Annotated in this window: 15 protein-coding genes; 1 reads left to right on the forward strand and 14 read right to left on the reverse strand. The window is 69.0% G+C overall.

Going from position 1 to position 17,349, the window contains the following annotated elements; genetic code table 11:
• The 8 genes from C7443_RS00795 to C7443_RS00830 form a co-directional block, all read right to left on the reverse strand.
• Positions 1-1,113 carry a hypothetical protein gene (locus tag C7443_RS00795; RefSeq protein ID WP_110016671.1) on the reverse strand — a complete coding sequence of 371 codons (1,113 nt, stop codon included), beginning with the start codon at positions 1,111-1,113 and terminating at the stop codon, positions 1-3.
• Between the two features lie 102 nt (positions 1,114-1,215).
• A complete protein-coding gene (locus C7443_RS00800) occupies positions 1,216-1,782 on the reverse strand; it encodes a c-type cytochrome (RefSeq protein ID WP_110016672.1) in 567 nt (188 codons plus the stop codon).
• Positions 1,779-2,804, reverse strand: a complete 1,026-nt coding sequence (locus C7443_RS00805) for an alpha-ketoacid dehydrogenase subunit beta (protein WP_110016673.1) — start codon at positions 2,802-2,804, stop codon at positions 1,779-1,781. The genes C7443_RS00800 and C7443_RS00805 overlap by 4 nt, the downstream gene beginning before the upstream one ends.
• A gap of 10 nt (positions 2,805-2,814) precedes the next feature.
• Complete coding sequence (locus tag C7443_RS00810) at positions 2,815-3,777, reverse strand: thiamine pyrophosphate-dependent dehydrogenase E1 component subunit alpha (RefSeq protein ID WP_110016674.1); 963 nt, start codon at positions 3,775-3,777, stop codon at positions 2,815-2,817.
• 139 nt (positions 3,778-3,916) lie between these two features.
• Positions 3,917-5,260, reverse strand: coding sequence for a GAF domain-containing protein (locus C7443_RS00815; RefSeq protein WP_110016675.1), 1,344 nt, complete (start codon positions 5,258-5,260; stop codon positions 3,917-3,919).
• A complete protein-coding gene (locus tag C7443_RS00820) occupies positions 5,257-5,739 on the reverse strand; it encodes a hypothetical protein (protein ID WP_110016676.1) in 483 nt (160 codons plus the stop codon). The genes C7443_RS00815 and C7443_RS00820 overlap by 4 nt, the downstream gene beginning before the upstream one ends.
• Positions 5,740-5,877: 138 nt before the next feature.
• Positions 5,878-6,555, reverse strand: a complete 678-nt coding sequence (locus C7443_RS00825; RefSeq protein ID WP_110016677.1) for an RloB family protein — start codon at positions 6,553-6,555, stop codon at positions 5,878-5,880.
• Entirely contained in the window at positions 6,545-7,831 is a 1,287-nt protein-coding gene (locus tag C7443_RS00830; protein WP_425467058.1) for an AAA family ATPase, read from the reverse strand. The genes C7443_RS00825 and C7443_RS00830 overlap by 11 nt, the downstream gene beginning before the upstream one ends.
• A gap of 224 nt (positions 7,832-8,055) precedes the next feature.
• Here C7443_RS00830 and C7443_RS00835 point away from each other — a divergent pair, with 224 nt between their 5' ends.
• On the forward strand, positions 8,056-8,724 hold the full coding sequence (locus C7443_RS00835) for a MarC family NAAT transporter (protein WP_170123432.1): 669 nt from the start codon (positions 8,056-8,058) through the stop codon (positions 8,722-8,724).
• A gap of 94 nt (positions 8,725-8,818) precedes the next feature.
• Here C7443_RS00835 and atzF read toward each other — a convergent pair whose 3' ends face one another.
• From atzF to C7443_RS00865, 6 genes are all read right to left on the reverse strand, one after another.
• On the reverse strand, positions 8,819-10,552 hold the full coding sequence (atzF, locus tag C7443_RS00840) for an allophanate hydrolase (RefSeq protein WP_110016680.1): 1,734 nt from the start codon (positions 10,550-10,552) through the stop codon (positions 8,819-8,821).
• A 98-nt stretch (positions 10,553-10,650) separates the two neighbouring features.
• The gene (gene uca / locus C7443_RS00845) at positions 10,651-14,235 is read right to left on the reverse strand and encodes an urea carboxylase (protein WP_110016681.1); all 3,585 of its coding nucleotides are present in this window, start codon (positions 14,233-14,235) and stop codon (positions 10,651-10,653) included.
• A gap of 108 nt (positions 14,236-14,343) precedes the next feature.
• The gene (locus C7443_RS00850; RefSeq protein WP_110016682.1) at positions 14,344-14,979 is read right to left on the reverse strand and encodes an urea amidolyase associated protein UAAP2; all 636 of its coding nucleotides are present in this window, start codon (positions 14,977-14,979) and stop codon (positions 14,344-14,346) included.
• 10 nt (positions 14,980-14,989) lie between these two features.
• On the reverse strand, positions 14,990-15,730 hold the full coding sequence (locus C7443_RS00855) for an urea amidolyase associated protein UAAP1 (RefSeq protein ID WP_110016683.1): 741 nt from the start codon (positions 15,728-15,730) through the stop codon (positions 14,990-14,992).
• Positions 15,730-16,524, reverse strand: a complete 795-nt coding sequence (locus C7443_RS00860; RefSeq protein ID WP_110016684.1) for an ABC transporter ATP-binding protein — start codon at positions 16,522-16,524, stop codon at positions 15,730-15,732. Before C7443_RS00860 ends, C7443_RS00855 begins: the two co-directional genes overlap by 1 nt.
• The gene (locus C7443_RS00865; RefSeq protein ID WP_110016685.1) at positions 16,521-17,348 is read right to left on the reverse strand and encodes an ABC transporter permease; all 828 of its coding nucleotides are present in this window, start codon (positions 17,346-17,348) and stop codon (positions 16,521-16,523) included. Before C7443_RS00865 ends, C7443_RS00860 begins: the two co-directional genes overlap by 4 nt.
• Position 17,349 lies beyond the last annotated feature (1 nt).

Below are 17,349 nucleotides of genomic sequence, written 5' to 3' on the forward strand. Positions count from 1 at the left end.
TCATCGGTATTGCTGCTCGATGCCCTCGATGAGCCGCTCCAGCCATTCATGGCTCGGCGGCTCGATGACGTCGACGAGCTGCGCCGGCACTTTCACGCCCTGCTCACGCCAGCCACGCGGGCCGTGCTCATCGCCTCCGGTGCGAAAGCCGTATTCGTGCGCCAGCTTGCGCAGCTCGGGATCGTTCTCCAGCGCCTCGCCGAGGCGCGCACCGGCCGGCGTGAACGGCACCAGCACGTGCTTGGAATAAATGGTCGGCCGCGGATACAGCACGGCGATGTCGCCGCCGGCCTGCGGGTGGCGCAGGCGGAACTCGACGAGCTGCGATTCGTAGGCGACCAGCAGCGGCGCCTTGCCCATGCCGAGCGCCAGATAGTCCTCGAAGGGATCGGCCGAGGAGCTTTCCTGAAAGCCCTGGCGCAGGAACAGCGGCGCCACCTGCGGCAGCACCTGCGCCAGCTGCTCGCCGCTCTGCACCACCTGCTCGCCGTTGGCCAGGTAGCTCGCCAGCGACAGATACATCGCCGCGCTGTTGGAGCTGCGCACGTCGGTGCTCATCGGCAGCACCGACTTGCCGGTGGCGAAGGCCTCGCTGTGCGGCAGATCGCGCCAGCGACGGCCCTGCCCGACCAGCGCCAGCAGCGCCTTGAGATCGAGCTGGTAATCGCCGTCGGCGTCCGCGCGGGCGATGCCGTTGGCGACCAGGATGGCGGCGATCGGCTGCCAGCTGGCGATCACCAGCGGCGTGTAGAACGGCGTGTAGACGTTGGGGTTGCCGGCCAGGCGGCGCAGCTCGGCGGCCGCCGGCGCGCCGGACGGAAAGCCGAAGTCGTAATGCTGCGGGTCGAAGCGCGCGGCGATCGCCCGCGAGCCGGCCTTCTCGACGACGACATCGAGGCCGTGGCCGGCCAACACCTGCTGCACGCGGGCATCAGCGAAGAAAGCCGCTTTTTCCGAGCCGATCAGGCCATGCAGCACGGTCTGCCGGGTACTGCCCTGCTCGATCGCCGGACGCTCGGCGCCCAGCTGTTCATGTGAGTACCAGATGCCCGTGCCGACCGCGCCCAGCAGCAGCGCGGCAAGCAGCGGCGCGACGACCTTGCGAATTTCCACTCAACCCCGCCACGTCTGTTGCGCTCAAAATGCTTTGGAGCGTGCCGGGCTTCGATGACAGTTTCGCGACAGCCGCCTCTGCCGGCGGCCGCGCCGGCCGGCTCAGCGCGCCGCCACCGCCGGCGGCAGCGGCCCCGGCACGCGGTTGGCGACCGCCGGCAGCGATTGCAGGTAGGCGAACATCGCCGCCAGATCGCCGTCATCGAGCTTGCCGATGCCCTGCCACGGCATCGGCGGCAGCAGCGGCCGGCCATTGCCGAGGTGACGGCCGCTGCGCATGGTGGCGATGAACTGTTCGAGGCTCCAGTGACCGAGGCCGGTTTCAGCGTCAGGCGTCAGGTTGCTGGCGTAGCTCACGCCCCACGGCCCGTGAAACGCCGTCATGCTGGCCGAGCCACCCCAGATCCAGCCGCCGGCCGGCGCCGGCGGCGGGCTCACATCAAGCGCCTGCGGATGGCCGGCGAAGCCGAGCGCCAGATCCTTCTGCGGACCGCTCGCCCCCATCACGCTCGGCGTGTGGCAGTCGGCGCAGCCGATGGTCTCGACCAGATGGGCACCGCGCGCCAGCTGCGCGGCATCGGACACCGGCGCGGCGCCGGCAGCCGCGGCGCTCAGCGCCAGCGTACAGGCGGCCGCGCCGCGCGCGGCCAGGGACAGAGAGCGCTTCATACATTCACCTCGGCAACAGCAGGTTCGCGGGCACACAGGCGGTGGGCGGCGGCGGCGATCGCCGCCGGCTGCGGCGCAAACGCCTGTTCCAGCGGGAAACTGGCGGCGACCGGCGCGTCCGGTCCGCACAGGCGCACGATCGGCGCGCGCAGCGCCGACCAGGCGTGTTCGGCGACGCGCGCCGCCACCTCGGCACCGACGCCGCAGGACTGGCTCGCTTCATGGACGACGATCAGGCGCCCGCTGCGCCGCACCGAGGCCAGCACCGTCTCGGTATCCAGCGGCTTGAGCGTGCGCAGGTCGATCACCTCGGCCTCGATGCCGGCGGCCGCCAGCTGCGCGGCGGCTTCGAGGCAGGCACCGACGCTCTTGCCGTAGGCGACCAGGCTGACGTCGGTGCCGGCGCGCACCACGCGGGCACGGCCGAGCGGCACGATGTCGGCATCGAGCGCCACCTCGCCCGGCTGGTAGAGCAGGCCGATGTCGACGAAGAACAGCACCGGGTTGTCATCGCGGATCGCCGCCTTCAGCAGCCCGCGGGCATCGGCCGGCGTGCTCGGCATCACCACCTTCAGCCCCGGCGCGTGGACGAACCAGGCTTCGAGGTTGTGGTTGTGCTGCGCGCCGACGCCCCAGCCGCCGCCGCTCATCGCTAGCGTCACCAGCGGGAACTCGAACTGGCCGCCGGACATGAAGCGCAGCTTGCCGGCGCTGTTGACCAGCGCATCGGTCGCGTAGCAGAGGAACGGCGCGAACAGCAGGTCGGCGATCGGCCGCAGCCCGCTGGCGGCGGCGCCGACCGCGGTGCCGGCGATGATCGCCTCGGCCAGCGGCGTGTTGCGCACGCGCGCCGCACCGAACTCATCGAGCAGCGCGCAACGCTTGGTGGCGACGCCTTCGCCAAACATCAGCACGCGCGGATCACGGCGCATTTCCTCGGCGATCGCGGTGTCGAGCGCATCGCTCAGGCTCATCACCGCGTGATGCAGGCTGCTCGGATTTATGGAAGCGTTCTGGGTCATCACGGCGTCCTCAGGCGTAGACATCGGCCAGCAGCTCGTCGGCGGCCGGGTAAGGCGAGGCTTCGGCGAAGGCCAGCGCGGCCTCGATGCGCGCATGCGCGGCGCGGCTCATCCGCTCGATGCCGGCGGCATCGGCGTGGCCGCCGGCGAGCAGCGTCGCGATGCAGTGCCTGAGCGGATCGCGCTCGCGCCACAGCGCCAGCTCGGCGGCGTCGGCCGCCTGCGGATCGTCGGGTTCGAGGTGGCCGCGCAGGCGGTAGGTGCTGAGTTCGAGCAGGCGCGGCCGGCCATCGGCGCGGATGCGCTCGCAGGCGGCCTCGGCGGCGGCATGCACGGCGAACACGTCATTGCCGTCGACCCGCTCGGCCTCGACGCCGAGACTCTGCGCCCACGGCGCGATGTGCTCGCCGAGCATGGTCTCGCGACGGTGCACGTAGGCCTGCCACTGGTTGTTCTCGCAGACGTAGAGGATCGGCAGTCCCCAGGTCGCAGCGAGGTTCAGCGACTCATGGAAGATGCCCTCGCCGGCGGCGCCGTCGCCGAAGAAGCAGGCGACCAGGCCGCGGCGGCCGAGGGTCTGCTGCGCCAGCGCGACGCCGGTCGCCAGCGACAGCTCGCCGCCGACGATGGTCGAGGTCAGCACCACGCCCAGCTCGCGCGCGGCGATGTGCAGCGAGCCGCTGCGGCCGCGGCAGTAGCCGTCGACGCGGCCCATCACCTCGGCGAGCATGCGCCCGGGATCGGCGCCGCGCGCCAGCAGATGCCCGGCGCTGCGGTGATTGGTGAGGATCTGGTCGGCAGCGCCGAGCGCAGCGACGACGCCGACGGCGGCGGCCTCCTGGCCGAACGAACTGCAGACGGCGGGAAACTGCCCGCCGGCGCTCAGCGCGATGAGTTTTTCTTCGTAGGCACGGATCAGCAGCATGCGCTCAAGCAAGGCCAGCGCGCTGCCGGAAATGGCGGTGGATGACATGGCGACTCCGGGTACAGGTACAACCGGGGTCGACTCTAGCCAGCCGCCTGAAGCGGCACCGGTGAGGCCGCGCACAGTGAAGAATGATTTAGCTGCCGGTGAGCCAAGATTTAAGAAAGCGCCCGCCCGGCGGGTGCGGCTACAGCTCGCTCAGCCGCAGCGCCCCGGCCACGCACAGCTGCAGGCGGCCGCGGCCGGCAGGCAGCAGGCGGATGCCGGCGCCGCGCTCGTCGAGCCGGCGCCGCAGCAGCACCAGCCGCGCTTCGAGGTTGTCGCTGACGTCGGACAGACGGATGCGCGGATCGAGGCGTAGCTCGCGGTTGCTGAAATGGCTGCGGCCGCTGGCCAGATACTCGCTGAGCAGCACGTACAGGATCGCCCCGGCGACGCCCTTGATCAGGTAATCCTCGCCGAGGAACACGCTGTGATCGAAGGCGTAATGGCGCACTTCGAGCGCCGGCAGCGCCGCTGCCGGCGGGGCGAGCGCGTCGTCTGCGTCGTCGTCCTCCTCGCCGCTCTGCTGCAGCCATTGCAGCGCCAGCCCGAACTGGGCGGCGAAGCTCAGCAGCAGATCCTCGTCGTCGTAGCCGAAGTGCTCGTCGAGCACGCTTTCGACATAGAGCACGCCGAGCAGGCGCCGGAACGCCAGCACCGGCACGGCGAGCTGGCTGCGCGCGCTGGCCAGCCCCGGCAGCGGGATTTCGGTTTCCAGCCCGCTCGGCACGCCGCTGCGCTCGGCACTGTCGCGCAAGGCGCTGCGCACCGCGCGCTGGTAGCCGTATTCGGCGGTCATGTGGCCGATGCGGATCGCCGTGCGCTCGCGCGCCGCGACACCGATGACGCCCTCGCCGATGGCGATCTCCGAGCCGACACCGGAATGCGGATAGCCGCGGCTGGCGATGGTGTACAGCCGTTCGCTGTCGGCATCGAGCAGCAGGATCATCGCGTGATCGATGCCCAGTTCGAGTTCGAGCGCATCGAGCGCGGCCACCAGCAGCGCATCGAGATCAGCCGCCTGCTGCAGGCGGCCGATGCCGCGGCGCAGCGCCACCAGCGGATTGCACGCCGGCAGCGGCGGCGGCAGCGTCGGGCAGCACAGCGCCTCGATCGCGTGCACGCGGTAGATATCGGCACCGAGCAGGCGGAACACCCCGCTCATGCCGGTGTGCGAAGCGATGCCGGCGAGCTTGGCCTTCATCGCCTCGAACAGCGGCCCGGCCGACTCGGTGCGCAGGTATTCGAGCGTCAGCCGGTAGCGCTGCAGCGTCTGCGGACTGGTCAGCAGCAGCTTGGCGAACGGGTTCGCCAGCACGTTGCGGCGGGTCTTGTTGAAGAACTGGTAGGTCAGCGCGACGTGCTGGTCGTCGACGAACTGCACCTGCGACAGCTCGGCGATATTGGGCACGCCCTCGGCGTCGCAGGTGCCGAGCATGCCGGGAATGACACCGTCCATGCAGTCGCGGATCGCATCGAGACGGATCATGGCGCCAGCCCCAGCCCCAGCGCCTGCCCGGCCTGCGGCCCCGGCGTCTGGTCGAACGCCGTCTGCGGCGTGAAGGCCAGCGCCGTCAGATCCTGCGGCTCGTAGGCAAAGAAGTGACGGATCATCGCCTCGGTAAAGCCGAGCGGCATCACCTCCAGCACGAAGGCATCGACATTGGCGGCGATGATCGCCGCATCGCCCGACTCGATCGCGCAGCGGCGGGCGTCATCGGTCTTGAACTGCAGCGAGCGGTGCGTCGACGGCTGCGTGAACAGCGCCGCCAGGCGGCCGTTGCCGGCGACATCGGCGAGCAGCGCCGCCGAGGAGCGCAGCGGCAGGAACACCACCACCCGCGCGCCGTCCGCGCTCAGCCGACAGGCGATCCCCCGCGCCAGATTGACCTCCCGCCCCGCCCCGCAGCTGGCCAGACTGACCGCCAGCCCCAGACGCAGGAAGGCAATGTGAGCGGCATCGATCATCAGGCAGCCCCTCCACAAACAGGCCGGCACAGCACGGGCATCATGGAATCGGTTGGATGATTCGCCGGCACCTTGCAATCTCGGCGACCGCGTGGCGATGCCACGAGTATGCCGCCGACACGAGCCGCACGTGTCGTCTTACGTTCGCAGGCTGCATAACAGCTCCACCAACTCGAACACTGCGGTATACGGTGCCGGTGCACCGTAAGCATCTGACTGCTCAGCTAGAATCCGGGCATGGTGCTTCGCCGTATCGAGCCGGTCGCACGTCCTCGCGAACACATCGTTCGAACCCTTCGCATAGCCCGGGAAACGCACTCCGAGGCAACGCATGACTGTTTCGACATCGACTTGCCATGTCGAAACATCTTCGTAATGCAGTAACAGCCAGAGTTCGAAACAGGGGACGGAAGCAATGGCGCGAAAGCAAACCGATTCTTTTGCATCGTTGCGCCGCCTGCCATCCAGTGATTTGGCCAAATCCAGCGCCTCGCGATAGCTGTCGTGCTGATCACGATCGAATACCGCATAGACCCGCTCAAATGCCCGCGGCGATATGCCACGTTCGCAACTGCCTTTATCAAACAGATCGCGCGCGCACTCGACGACAGCGATAGGGGCAGTACCCCGCGTGCAGGGCAACACCGTCACACTCGCGGTGTGCAACCGATAAGCCCTGATGATCTCGCGAAAGTAGTTCGGCTCGGTCTTGCTGCCTTCGCACACGATCAGCACGCGGTCATGGCTCACGCGTTGCGGGCGCTTACGCGCCAGATCGCGGGCTTGACGATGTTTTGGCTGGCCGTCACGCCCCATTAGCTTTCAGACCCAGCGCATGATCAAGGAAGGGCACGCCCCCATAGCGCCCCAGCAGATAACCACGCTCCAGCGCCTCGGTCTTGCGCGGACTGAATTCCGCCAGTCCGATCAGCTGCGACGCCTGATCCTGTGCCTTCTTGACCAGCCATACCTGATCACGCCGGAACAAGCCCGTTGCATCGAGCAGCGAGGTATCGTGCGTCGTGAACACCAGCTGAGCGTTCTTGGTATTGATTTCGCGCTGATGGAACAGGCCCACCAGCTTGCGCACCAGCAAGGTATGCAGGCTGGTATCGAGCTCGTCGATGAACAACGTCAGCCCTTTATCGAGGATATCCAGTACCGGCCCGGCAAAGTGCAAAAGAACGCGCGTGCCGTTCGACTCATCCATCAAATCCAGATCGGCCGCCCCCCGCTCGGTTTCATGATGGAAGCGCAGCTGAAATTCCTCGGTCTCCTCCATCTTCACTTCGGTCTTACCCGCTGCCATGTCGATGTGGACGGACGGACCCTGCACCTTGCGCGTCTGGATATCGATGTCGGCGATGCTGATATCGGCCGCGCTGAGAAAATCGCAGATCCGCCGGTGCGCAGTGGGCTGCTGCAGCATCTGGAAGGAGGTCTGCAAACCGACCTGCGCCTGCTCATTGAAAATCACCAGCCGCCGGGCGAACCAGTCGAACACCGGCCGCAGCGCCTCACTGTTGAGCTGCACGGCCATCGACAGGAACAGCGCATTGGAGCGCGTCGCCGTCTCCCACAGGCTCTTGGCCCCCTTTAGTCCGGGGCCGAACGTGTAAGCCTCATTGCCCTCGTCATCGACTCGGCGCTCAAACCAGCGCTGCGGCTTGAACGCCTTGTAGACCAGCAGGTACTCGCGGACGATGCGCAGCGGCGTCAGCGCAAAGCCGTACTGATAACGCACTCCATCAAGGATGAACGTGACTTCGAAGCTCGTAGGCTCGCGCTCGGACTGGCGATCGAGACGGAAGGGCTGCACCGCATACGTCTGGCCCGGCTGCACCACCGTGGCCGATTCCACGACGACGGCCTTCATATACTGCAGCGCCTTGATCAAATTGGACTTACCGCTGGCATTGGCACCGTAGATCACGGCGCTGCGCAACACCTGAGGCGCGGCGTTGAGGCCGGTCGCGATGGTGTGCGTATCGCGCAGCGTCTTGTCGCTCGAAGCGACCAGACTGAGCACCTGCTCATCCCGCAGGCTGCGGAAATTTTCGACGCGAAACTCTACTAGCATCAGTTGCTCCAAAATAACTGATGTTTTTGCGTTTACCACGCAAAAATCCAATTTATTTGGATGAAGATTCTAGCGTGAAATTCCACGCACGCGCGTAGGACTCGTGCGAAAGCAATTTTCTGTTTGAAGAGTTCGCGTGGAATTTCACGCGCGCGGTGCACACGGTAAGCGGCACACTCCGAGCACCGCGCCGAGCCTATATCATGGCGCGAACCTTTCCCGCACGGGCCCTGCCGATGAACCTGCCGCCTCTCAGCGACCTGCTCACTCATTACCTGCTCGGCGTCAGCTCGCTGCTGGCGATCACCAATCCGTTCAGCACGATTCCGCTGCTGCTGACGCTGACCAGCGGCATGACCGAGCGCCAGCGCCGACAGCAGGCGACGCGGGCGGCACGCAACGCCACGATCATCATGCTGATCGCGCTGTTCATCGGCGGCCTGATCCTGGAGTTCTTCAGCATCTCGATTGCGGCGCTGCGCATCGCCGGCGGGCTGATCGTCGCCTTTCTCGGCTTTCGCATGCTGTTTCCGCAACCGGCGGTGAAAAGCGACGGCGTCGGCGAAAGCGTTGCCGAGCGCCGTCACGATTACTCGCTGATCCCGCTGGCGCTGCCGAGCATGGCCGGCGCCGGCTCGCTGGCGCTGGTGATGAGCTACTCGACGACGATCGCCGAACTCGACCACCCCACGCTCAAGCTGATCGGCTATGCGCTCGCCGTCGCCGGCATCAGCACCGTCGGCCTGATCGCCGCGCTGGTGCTGCGCGCCGGCTCGCGCATCGCCAACCGCCTCGGCAGCAACGGCCTCGATGCGCTGGCCCGCGTCATGGGCCTGCTGATGGTGTGCATCGGCGTGCAGTTCATCGGCAACGGCATCATCGAGTTCTTCCACATCCAGCGCTGAGGCGGCCGGGCCTGCCGGCGCCAGGCCGGCGCGCTGTGATTTTTCCCGCATCCCCGGCCCTTCCTCCTGAGCAGGAAGGGCCGCAGGGACAGGCTCAGCGGCTCGCCAGATAGGCCCGCCAGCCGCCGCAGGCAGTGATGTCGGTGGCGCTGGTGACGATGTGGCCTTCGCAGATGAAGCCCTTGATCCAGCGGCCGTCGGCCAGTTCGACGCTGCCGATGCCGAGCGGCGCCGGGATGCCGGCGACGAAGCTGCCGAGCTCGGCCAGCGGCATCGACCAGACCTCGACCTCGATCGCCGCGCCATTGGCCTCGTCGCGGATCAGCCCCGGGCGCAGCGGCGGTCCGCCGGCCAGCGCGTAGAAGCGGTAATGCGGCGCGGTGCGGGTGGCGCTGAGCAGCGTCGCGCCGCGCTCGGTGAGCTGGTGGTTGAGCGGCAGGCCGGACAGGTGCGCGCCGCACACCAGCAGTTCGATGCTCGGTGGCGCGGCGGCGGCGAAGCGCGCGCCAAAGGCAAGCAGGCGGCGATCGCTGCCGGCGGCCGCGAACAGCGTCACGCCCCACGGCAGACCGCTGCTCAACAGCCCCTCGCCGGGCACGGCGAGCGCGGCGTAGTCGAGCAGATTCATGAAGTTGGTGTAGAGGCCGAGGTTCGAGTTGAGGCGGATCGGCTCGGCGTCGACCTCAGCGAGGCGATAGGCGCGCGGCGCGGTCGGCGTGAGGATGAAATCGACGCCGGCGAGGATGGCGTCGGCCTGGCGCTTGAGTTCGAGCAGGCGGTACTGCGCCTTGAACGCCGCCACCGCGCCGAGCTGGCCGCCCGGCTCGATGATCGCGCGCGTCACCGGCAGCAGCGCCTGCGGCTGGCTGCGGATGAAGTCCTCGATCGCGGCGTAGCGCTCGGCCACCCACGGCCCTTCATAGAGCAGGCGCGCGGCCTCGGCGAAGGGCGTGAAGTCGATCGTCACCGCCTCGCCGCCGGCGGCGACCATCTGTGCCACTGCCGCGGCGAAGCGCGCCGGCATTTCCTCGTCGCCGCAGAATTCGAGCTGCGCCGCCGCCGGCACGCCGAAGCGAAAGCGTGGCGGCGTGTCGGCAGCGGCCAGCGGCAGCTCACGGGCATAGGCATCAGCAGCGTCGAAGCCGGCGGCAACGGCCAGCACGGCATCGGCATCGGCGGTATCCAGCGCGAAGATCGACACGCAGTCGAGGCTGCGGCAGGCCGGCACCACGCCGCGCGTCGACAGCAGGCCCTTGCTCGGTTTGACGCCGACCAGCGCATTGAACGCCGCCGGCACACGCCCGGAGCCGGCGGTGTCGGTGCCAAGCGAGAAGCTCGCCAGGCCGTGGGCGACGGCGACCGCCGAACCGCCGCTGGAGCCGCCGGAAACGTAGTCCGGGTTGTAGGCATTGCGCGTGGCGCCATACGGCGAACGCGCGCCGACCAGGCCGGTAGCGAACTGGTCGAGATTGCCCTTGCCGACCGGGAGCGCACCGGCGGCGATCAAGCGGGCGACCACCTGCGCCGACTCGACCGGCTGGTAGGCGAAAGCCGGGCAGGCGGCGGTGGTCGGCACGCCGGCGAGGTCGATGTTGTCCTTGATGACGAAGGGCACGCCGTACAGCGGCAGGCTGGCCGGGTCGCGGCCATCGAGCGCGGCCAGGTAGGGTTCGAGCTCGGCGGCGCTCAGCGCGTGGATGAAGATGTGATCGTCGGCGTGCTGCGGGATGCGCGCGAGGATCTCGGCAAGCACGCCGCGCGGCGTGCGCCGGCCGGCGAGGTAATCACGGCGCAGGCTGGCAATGCGCAGGTCGGGACGGGTAGGCATCGGTCGGTCTCCGGCAATCAGGCGGGCGGCGCCGAGCGCCGCCGGAATCAGGATTCACAGGCATGCAGGCCCGGGGCTGCGGCCCCGGGCAGACGGGCTCAGGCGCTGGCGGTATCGAGCACCAGCAGGCGCGCGCCGGCGGCGATCTGGCTGCCGGGCTTGCACAGCACGCGGCTGACGGTGCCGGCGGCCGGTGCGGCGAGCGTGATTTCCATCTTCATGCTCTCCAGCACCACCAGCGGCTGGCCGGCGCTGACGCTGGCGCCCTCCTCCACCAGCACCTGCCAGACGCTGCCCGGCACGTGCGCCTCGACGGCGATCTCGGCTTCGGCGAGGGCCAGCTCGGCGCCTTCGAGCGCGCTGTCGAGCTCCTCGGCACTGAACTGGTCCTGCCCGCTCTGCGCCCAGCGTGCGCGCTCGGCGGCGAAGGCGGCACTGCGCCGGGCCTCGAAGCGGGCGATCGATTCGGCGTTGGCATCGAGGAACTCGCGGTAGCGGCGCAGGCTGAAGCGGGTTTCCTCGATGCGCAGACCGAAGCGCCCCTGCGGGAAGTCCTCGCGCAGCTGCAGCAGTTCGTCCTCGCTGACTTCGTAGAAGCGGATCTGGTCGAAAAAGCGCAGCAGCCAGGGCTTGGGGAACTCGGCGGTGCGGTGGTAACGGTTCCACATCTGCACGGTGCGGCCGACGAACTGGTAGCCGCCGGGGCCTTCCATGCCGTAGACGCACAGGTAGGAGCCGCCGATGCCGACGGCGTTTTCCGGCGTCCAGGTGCGCGCCGGGTTGTACTTGGTGGTCACCAGGCGGTGGCGCGGGTCGAGCGGGGTCGCCACCGGCGCACCGAGGTAGACGTCACCGAGGCCCATGACCACGTAGCTGGCACCGAAGACGATCTCGCGGACCTGCTCGATCGAGTCCAGGCCGTTGATGCGGCGGATGAATTCGAGGTTGCTCGGGCACCACGGCGCGTCCTTGCGCACCGAGGTGGCGTATTTCTCGATCGCCCGCTGCGTCTGGCTGTCATTCCAGGCCAGCGGCAGGTGGACGATGCGCGCCGGCACCTCGACGTCGTCGACTTCGCCGAGTTTGCGCTCCAGATGCTGCAGGCGTTCGAGCAGCTGCAGCAGCGGCAGCGCGTCGGGCTGGTAGTGGATCTGCAGCGAGCGGATGCCCGGCGTCATCTCCAGCACGCCGTCCCAGCCGGCGGCGCGGATGCGCTCCATCAGCACCTGCGCGCGAAAGCGCAGCGCCAGGTCGAGCACGTGCGGGCCGTATTCGATCAGCAGGAAGTCATCGCCCGAGGGGCGGTAGACGACCTCGACCGGCGTGTCGCTGAGCCGCGCCAGCACCGGCGACTGCGGCGGCACCGGGGTGATTTCCGGCGCGCCGGCGACGAACTCGTCGACCCAGCGGCGCTGCGCCTCACGCAGCGCCGCGGCGCTGGCGAAGTCGACCGGCACGAAGCGCACGTGATCACCGGGGCGCAGCTGGCCGAGCATCCACAGGTCGGCCAGCACCACCGTCGCCGGGCAGACGAAGCCGCCGAGCGACGGCCCGTCCGGGCCAAGGATCACCGGCATGTCGCCGGTGAAATCGACGGTGCCGATGGCGTAGGCGTTGTCGTGGATGTTCGACGGATGCAGGCCGGCCTCGCCGCCGTCGCTGCGCGCCCACTGCGGCTTCGGCCCGACCAGGCGCACGCCGGTGCGGCTGGAGTTGTAGTGCACTTCCCAGGCGGTGGCGAAGAACGCCTCGATGCCGGCCGGCGTGAAGAAGTCCGGCGCGCCGTGCGGGCCGTAGATCACCCGCAGCGTCCACTCGCGGCCGTAGTGTGGGATCGCCGCGGCCGGCAGCGCGCGCTCGGAACCGTCGGCGGCGGTCGGTACGAAGTGCAGCACGTCGCCGGTGCGCAGCGCCCGTCCGCCGTGGCCGCCGAACTGGCCGAGCGTGAAGGTCGACTTCGAGCCGAGGTAGTACGGCACGTCGAGCCCGCCCTTGACCGCGAGGTAGGCGCGCGCGCCGTCGCTGGCCTGACCGATGCGCAGCACGCTGCCGGCGGCGACCTCCAGCGGCGCCCACTGCGCCACGCGCACGCCGTCGAGTTCGAGCGGCACGCTGGCGCCGGTGACGGCGATCACCGCCGGGGCGTAGAAGCGCAGCGTCGGGCCGTTGACGGTGATCTCCAGCCCGGCGGCCCCCTGAGGGTTGCCGACGATGCGGTTGGCGAGGCGGAAGGCCAGATCGTCCATCGGCCCGGACGGCGGCACGCCGACGTCCCAGTGGCCGCCGCGCCCCGGCCAGTCCTGCACCGTGGTCTGCGTGCCGCCGGCCAGCACCTCGATGGTGCGCGGGCGGAAGCTGAACCGCCCCAGCGTCGCGGTGATGTGGGTGCCGGCACTGAAGTCTTCCTGCGCCAGCACCTGACGCAGGTAGTCGAGATTGGTCTCGATGCCGGCCAGCCGGGTCGCGCCCAGCGCCTGGGCCAGCGCGGCCAGCGCCGCCGGGCGGTCGCCGGCGTGGACGATGACCTTGGCCAGCATCGGGTCGTAGTACGGCGGCACCTCGACGCCGGCCGCAACCCAGCTGTCGCAGCGCACGCCGGCGGGGAATTCGACCTGTGTCAGCAGCCCGGCCTGCGGCTGGAAATTGCGCGCCGGGTCTTCGGCGTAGACGCGCGCCTGGATCGCGTGACCGTGCGGCGTGACGCGCAGCGTCTGCAGCGGCGGCAGATCGCCGGCGGCGAGCTGCAGCATCCACGCCACCAGATCGACGCCGGTGACCAGCTCGGTGACGCCGTGCTCGACCTGCAGCCGGGTGTTGACCTCCAGGAAGTAAAACCGCTGCTCGGCGTCGTCATAGATGAACTCGACGGTGCCGGCCGAGCGGTAGGCGACGGCGCGCATCAGCCGCTCGGCGCTGGCCAGCAGCTCGGCGCGCACCGCCGGCGCCAGCCGCGGCGCCGGGGTTTCTTCGATGACTTTCTGGTTGCGCCGCTGCAGCGAGCAGTCGCGCTCGCCGAGCGCGATGACCTCGCCGCGCCCATCGCCGAACACCTGCACTTCGATGTGGCGGGCGCGCTCGACGAATTTCTCCAGAAACACGCCGGCGTTGCCGAAATTGTTGCGCCCGAGCCGCTGCACACTGGCGAAGGCTTCGCGCAGGCCGGCCTCGTCGCGGCACAGGCTCATGCCGATGCCGCCGCCGCCGGCGGTCGATTTGAGCATCAGCGGGTAACCGATCTGCGCGGCGGCGGCGACGGCGGCATCGAGCGATTCGATCAGCTCGGTGCCCGGCAGCAGCGGCGCGCCGTTGTCGGCGGCGATGCGCCGCGCGGTGTGCTTGAGGCCGAAGGCTTCCATCTGCGCCGCGGTCGGGCCGATGAAGGCGATGCCCTCCTGCTCGCAGGCCAGCGCGAAGGCCGCGTTCTCGGAGAGAAAGCCGTAACCGGGGTGGATCGCCTGGGCGCCGCTGGCGCGCGCGGCGGCGAGGATTTTTTCAGCGTCGAGGTAGCTGCTGGCGGCCAGGTTCTCGCCGATCAGGATCGCCTCGTCGGCTTCCTGCACGTGGCGGGAATGGCGGTCGGCGGTGGTGTAGACGGCGACCGAGCGCACGCCGAGCTGCCTGAGCGTGCGGATGATGCGACAGGCGATGGCGCCGCGATTGGCGATCAGGACGGTATCGAACATGGCGGATTTTCCATGCCGGTGGCGGGTCGTCCCGCCGGAAATCCGGAACACGCGCGGGGTCGTCCCCGTGCGCAGGCAAACGCCACAGGCGTCGGCCGTATCAGCGCCTCAGGCCGCCCACACCAGCATCCGCACCGGCGTCGGGTTGTAGGCATTGCAGGGGTTGTTGAGCTGCGGGCAGTTGGAGACCAGCACCAGCAGGTCCATCTCGGCGCGGATCTCGACGTACTTGCCCGGCGCCGAGACGCCGTCCTCGAAGGTCAGGCCGCCGGCCGGCGTCACCGGCACGTTCATGAAGAAGTTGATGTTGTGCGTCAGATCGCGCTTGTCCATGCGCCCGTCGCGGCTGATCGCCAGCAGGAAGCTGTCGCGGCAGGAGTGCATGTAGCGCTTTTCCAGCGCGTAGCGGATCTGGTTGGACTCGGCGGCACAGGCACCGCCCAGCGTGTCGTGGCGGCCGCAGGTGTCGGCGACGATCTCGCCCATCACCCGGTTCTCGGTCGACATCAGCCGGGTGCCGGCCGACAGGTACAGCGCGCCCTGCGCGCGGATGGTGTCGACGGCGCTGTAGCGCTCGCTCGGATCGCGGGCGTTGTAGAACAGCGTATCGACCGCCTGGTTGCCTTCGAGGTCGGCGATGCGCAGGGTCTGGCCGGCCTTGACCTCGTAGAGCCAGGGCTGGCCGGCGGGCACCACCTCGTCGTGGATGGCGGCGGCGGGATCGAGCGGACTTTCCTTCAACATGGCGGATTCCTCAGGCGTGCTCGTGCTGGCAGAAGCAGCGGCGGGTGTTCTCGTAGCCGCGGGCGTTTTCCGGGCGCGAGCGGTAGCAGATGTCGTCCGGCGTCATCGTGCCGGAGGCCCAGACTTCGAGCTGGACCGGCTTCGGCGCCCAGGCGCGCGCCGGGTCGAGCGGGTGCTGACAGGTGTTGAGCACCACCAGCACGTCCATCTCGGCGCGCAGGTCGACGTGATCGCCGGCCTTGGAATGACCGGCGACGTAGCTCAGCCGGCCTTCGCCGTCGGCGCTGACCTTGGAGAAGAAATTGACGTTCGCCGCCATGTCGCGCTTGCCCAGGCCGTGCTTGCCGAGCTCGATGAGGAAGCGCTCGCGGCCGCTGATGTGGAAACCGTTGCGCAGCGTCTGGTAGTCACCGACGCCGTACTTGGCCTCGGTCTCGGCACGGTCGGCGATGCCGCAGACGGTGTCGTGCCAGCCGACGCTGTCCTCGGCGATCGACAGCAGGATGTGGCCCATGTCCGAGTACAGGCAGTGGCCGGCGGTGAGCAGGAAGGTGTGCTGGCACTTCAGCGTGTCCGGCATGTTGTAGCGTTCGAGCGGCTGCGCGGCGTTGTAGGCCAGCAGGGCGACGTTGGCACCGCCCTCGATGTCGGTCAGGCGCAGCGTGTAGCCGCGACGCAGCACGAAGGACCAGCTCTCGGCGCCGTGCAGGCGCTCGGCATGGACGACCTTGTCGGGTGAATAGCTGCTCATCAGGACGCTTCCTCGTTGGGTGCCCCGGGGGCGGAAGAAAGGCGCTGCACCAGCGCGTCCGGCACCTGGCCCGGACGTCCACGCAGCGGAATGTCATAGGTGATGGTGGCGCCGTAGGCCTGCGGCGCCTGCGGGTCGATGCGCGGCTTGTCGAACACCAGCACGCGGCTGCCGAGGGCGAAGGCTTCCGGCAGGTCGTGGGTGATCATGAACACCGTCACCCCGGTTTGCTGCCAGATCTGGCGGATCAGCGCCTGCATGTCGCCGCGGATGCCCGGATCGAGCGCGCCGAAGGGCTCGTCGAGCAGCAGCACCTTCGGTGCGCTGACCAGCGACTGGGCGATCGCCAGACGCTGCTGCATGCCGCCCGACAGCTCGCTCGGGTAGCGGTCGAAGGCGTGCTCCAGGCCGACCGCGCGCAGCATCGCCGCGGCCTTGTCGCGGGCGATGCGCTTTTCGCGGGCGAACAGGCGGCCGAGCACCGGCGAGGCCGGCAGCTCCAGCGCCAGCGTGACGTTGTCCAGCGCGCTCAGGTGCGGGAACACCGAATAGCGCTGGAAGACGATGCCGCGCTCCGGCCCCGGCTCCGCCGGTAGCGGCTGACCGTCGAGCAGGATGGTGCCGCGCGTCGGGCTCTCCTGACCGAGCAGCATGCGCAGGAAGGTGGTCTTGCCGCAGCCCGAGGCGCCGACGATGGTGACGAATTCACCGCTCGCCACGTGCAGGTTGAGGCGTTCGAGCACGGTCTGGCCGGCGTATTCCTTCCAGACGTTGCGGATGGTGACGCCGCTCATCGGCCACCTCCGGCCACCCGCGCGAACCAGGGGAAGGCGCGGCGCTGCAGCGTGCGCAGACTCCAGTCGATGATGAAGGCGAGCAGCGTGATCCACGCCACGTAGGGCAGGATCACGTCCATCGACAGATAGCGGCGCATCAGGAAGATGCGGTAGCCGAGCCCCTCGCTGGCGGCGATCGCCTCGGCGGCGATCAGGAACAGCCAGGCGGCGCCGAGCGACAGGCGCAGCGCATCGAGCAGCCGCGGCAACACCTGCGGCAGCACCACGCGCAGCACCAGCGTCCAGGAATTGGCGCCGAGCGTCTGCGCCTTGATCAGCAGCTCCTGCGGCAGCTCCAGGGTGCGCGCCTGCAGGTCGCGCACGATCACCGGCGCGATGCCGATGACGATCAGCGCCACCTTGGAGACTTCACCGAGGCCGAAGACGATGAACAGGATCGGCAGGATCGCCATCGGTGGAATCAGCGACAGGCCGGCGAACAGCGGCGACAGCCCGGCGCGCACCAGCGGCAGCACGCCGTTGGCGACGCCGAACGCCAGGCCGATGGCGCCGGCGATGCCGAGCCCCCAGGCCAGGCGCACCAGGCTGGCGCCGGTGTCGGCCCACAGCAGCAGCTCGCCGGTGCGCCCGCTCGGCTCGCTGGCCATGCGCCAGAAGGCATCGGCGATGGCGCCGAACCCCGGCAGCAGCTTGTCATTGGGATTGGCGGCCAGGCGATCGGCCGAGGCGACCAGATACGCCGCCAGGATCAGCAGGAACGGCAGCAGGCCGAGGACCACGCGCGAGACGCGGTCCGGGTGCAGGTTGATCAGGCGCGTCATG

Origin of the sequence: Plasticicumulans acidivorans (genome assembly GCF_003182095.1) — a bacterium.
Classification (GTDB): domain Bacteria; phylum Pseudomonadota; class Gammaproteobacteria; order Competibacterales; family Competibacteraceae; genus Plasticicumulans; species Plasticicumulans acidivorans.

Excerpts from the sequence above, each read along its gene's own strand:
- C7443_RS00800 (WP_110016672.1), bottom strand. The coding sequence starts at position 1,782 with ATGAAGCGCTCTCTGTCCCTGGCCGCGCGCGGCGCGGCCGCCTGTACG.
- C7443_RS00855 (WP_110016683.1), bottom strand. The coding sequence starts at position 15,730 with ATGAGCAGCTATTCACCCGACAAGGTCGTCCATGCCGAGCGCCTGCAC.
- C7443_RS00825 (WP_110016677.1), bottom strand. The coding sequence starts at position 6,555 with ATGGGGCGTGACGGCCAGCCAAAACATCGTCAAGCCCGCGATCTGGCG.
- uca (WP_110016681.1), bottom strand. The coding sequence starts at position 14,235 with ATGTTCGATACCGTCCTGATCGCCAATCGCGGCGCCATCGCCTGTCGC.
- C7443_RS00835 (WP_170123432.1), top strand. The coding sequence starts at position 8,056 with ATGAACCTGCCGCCTCTCAGCGACCTGCTCACTCATTACCTGCTCGGC.
- C7443_RS00860 (WP_110016684.1), bottom strand. The coding sequence starts at position 16,524 with ATGAGCGGCGTCACCATCCGCAACGTCTGGAAGGAATACGCCGGCCAG.
- C7443_RS00865 (WP_110016685.1), bottom strand. The coding sequence starts at position 17,348 with ATGACGCGCCTGATCAACCTGCACCCGGACCGCGTCTCGCGCGTGGTC.
- C7443_RS00805 (WP_110016673.1), bottom strand. The coding sequence starts at position 2,804 with ATGACCCAGAACGCTTCCATAAATCCGAGCAGCCTGCATCACGCGGTG.
- C7443_RS00850 (WP_110016682.1), bottom strand. The coding sequence starts at position 14,979 with ATGTTGAAGGAAAGTCCGCTCGATCCCGCCGCCGCCATCCACGACGAG.
- C7443_RS00820 (WP_110016676.1), bottom strand. The coding sequence starts at position 5,739 with ATGATCGATGCCGCTCACATTGCCTTCCTGCGTCTGGGGCTGGCGGTC.
- C7443_RS00815 (WP_110016675.1), bottom strand. The coding sequence starts at position 5,260 with ATGATCCGTCTCGATGCGATCCGCGACTGCATGGACGGTGTCATTCCC.
- C7443_RS00810 (WP_110016674.1), bottom strand. The coding sequence starts at position 3,777 with ATGTCATCCACCGCCATTTCCGGCAGCGCGCTGGCCTTGCTTGAGCGC.
- atzF (WP_110016680.1), bottom strand. The coding sequence starts at position 10,552 with ATGCCTACCCGTCCCGACCTGCGCATTGCCAGCCTGCGCCGTGATTAC.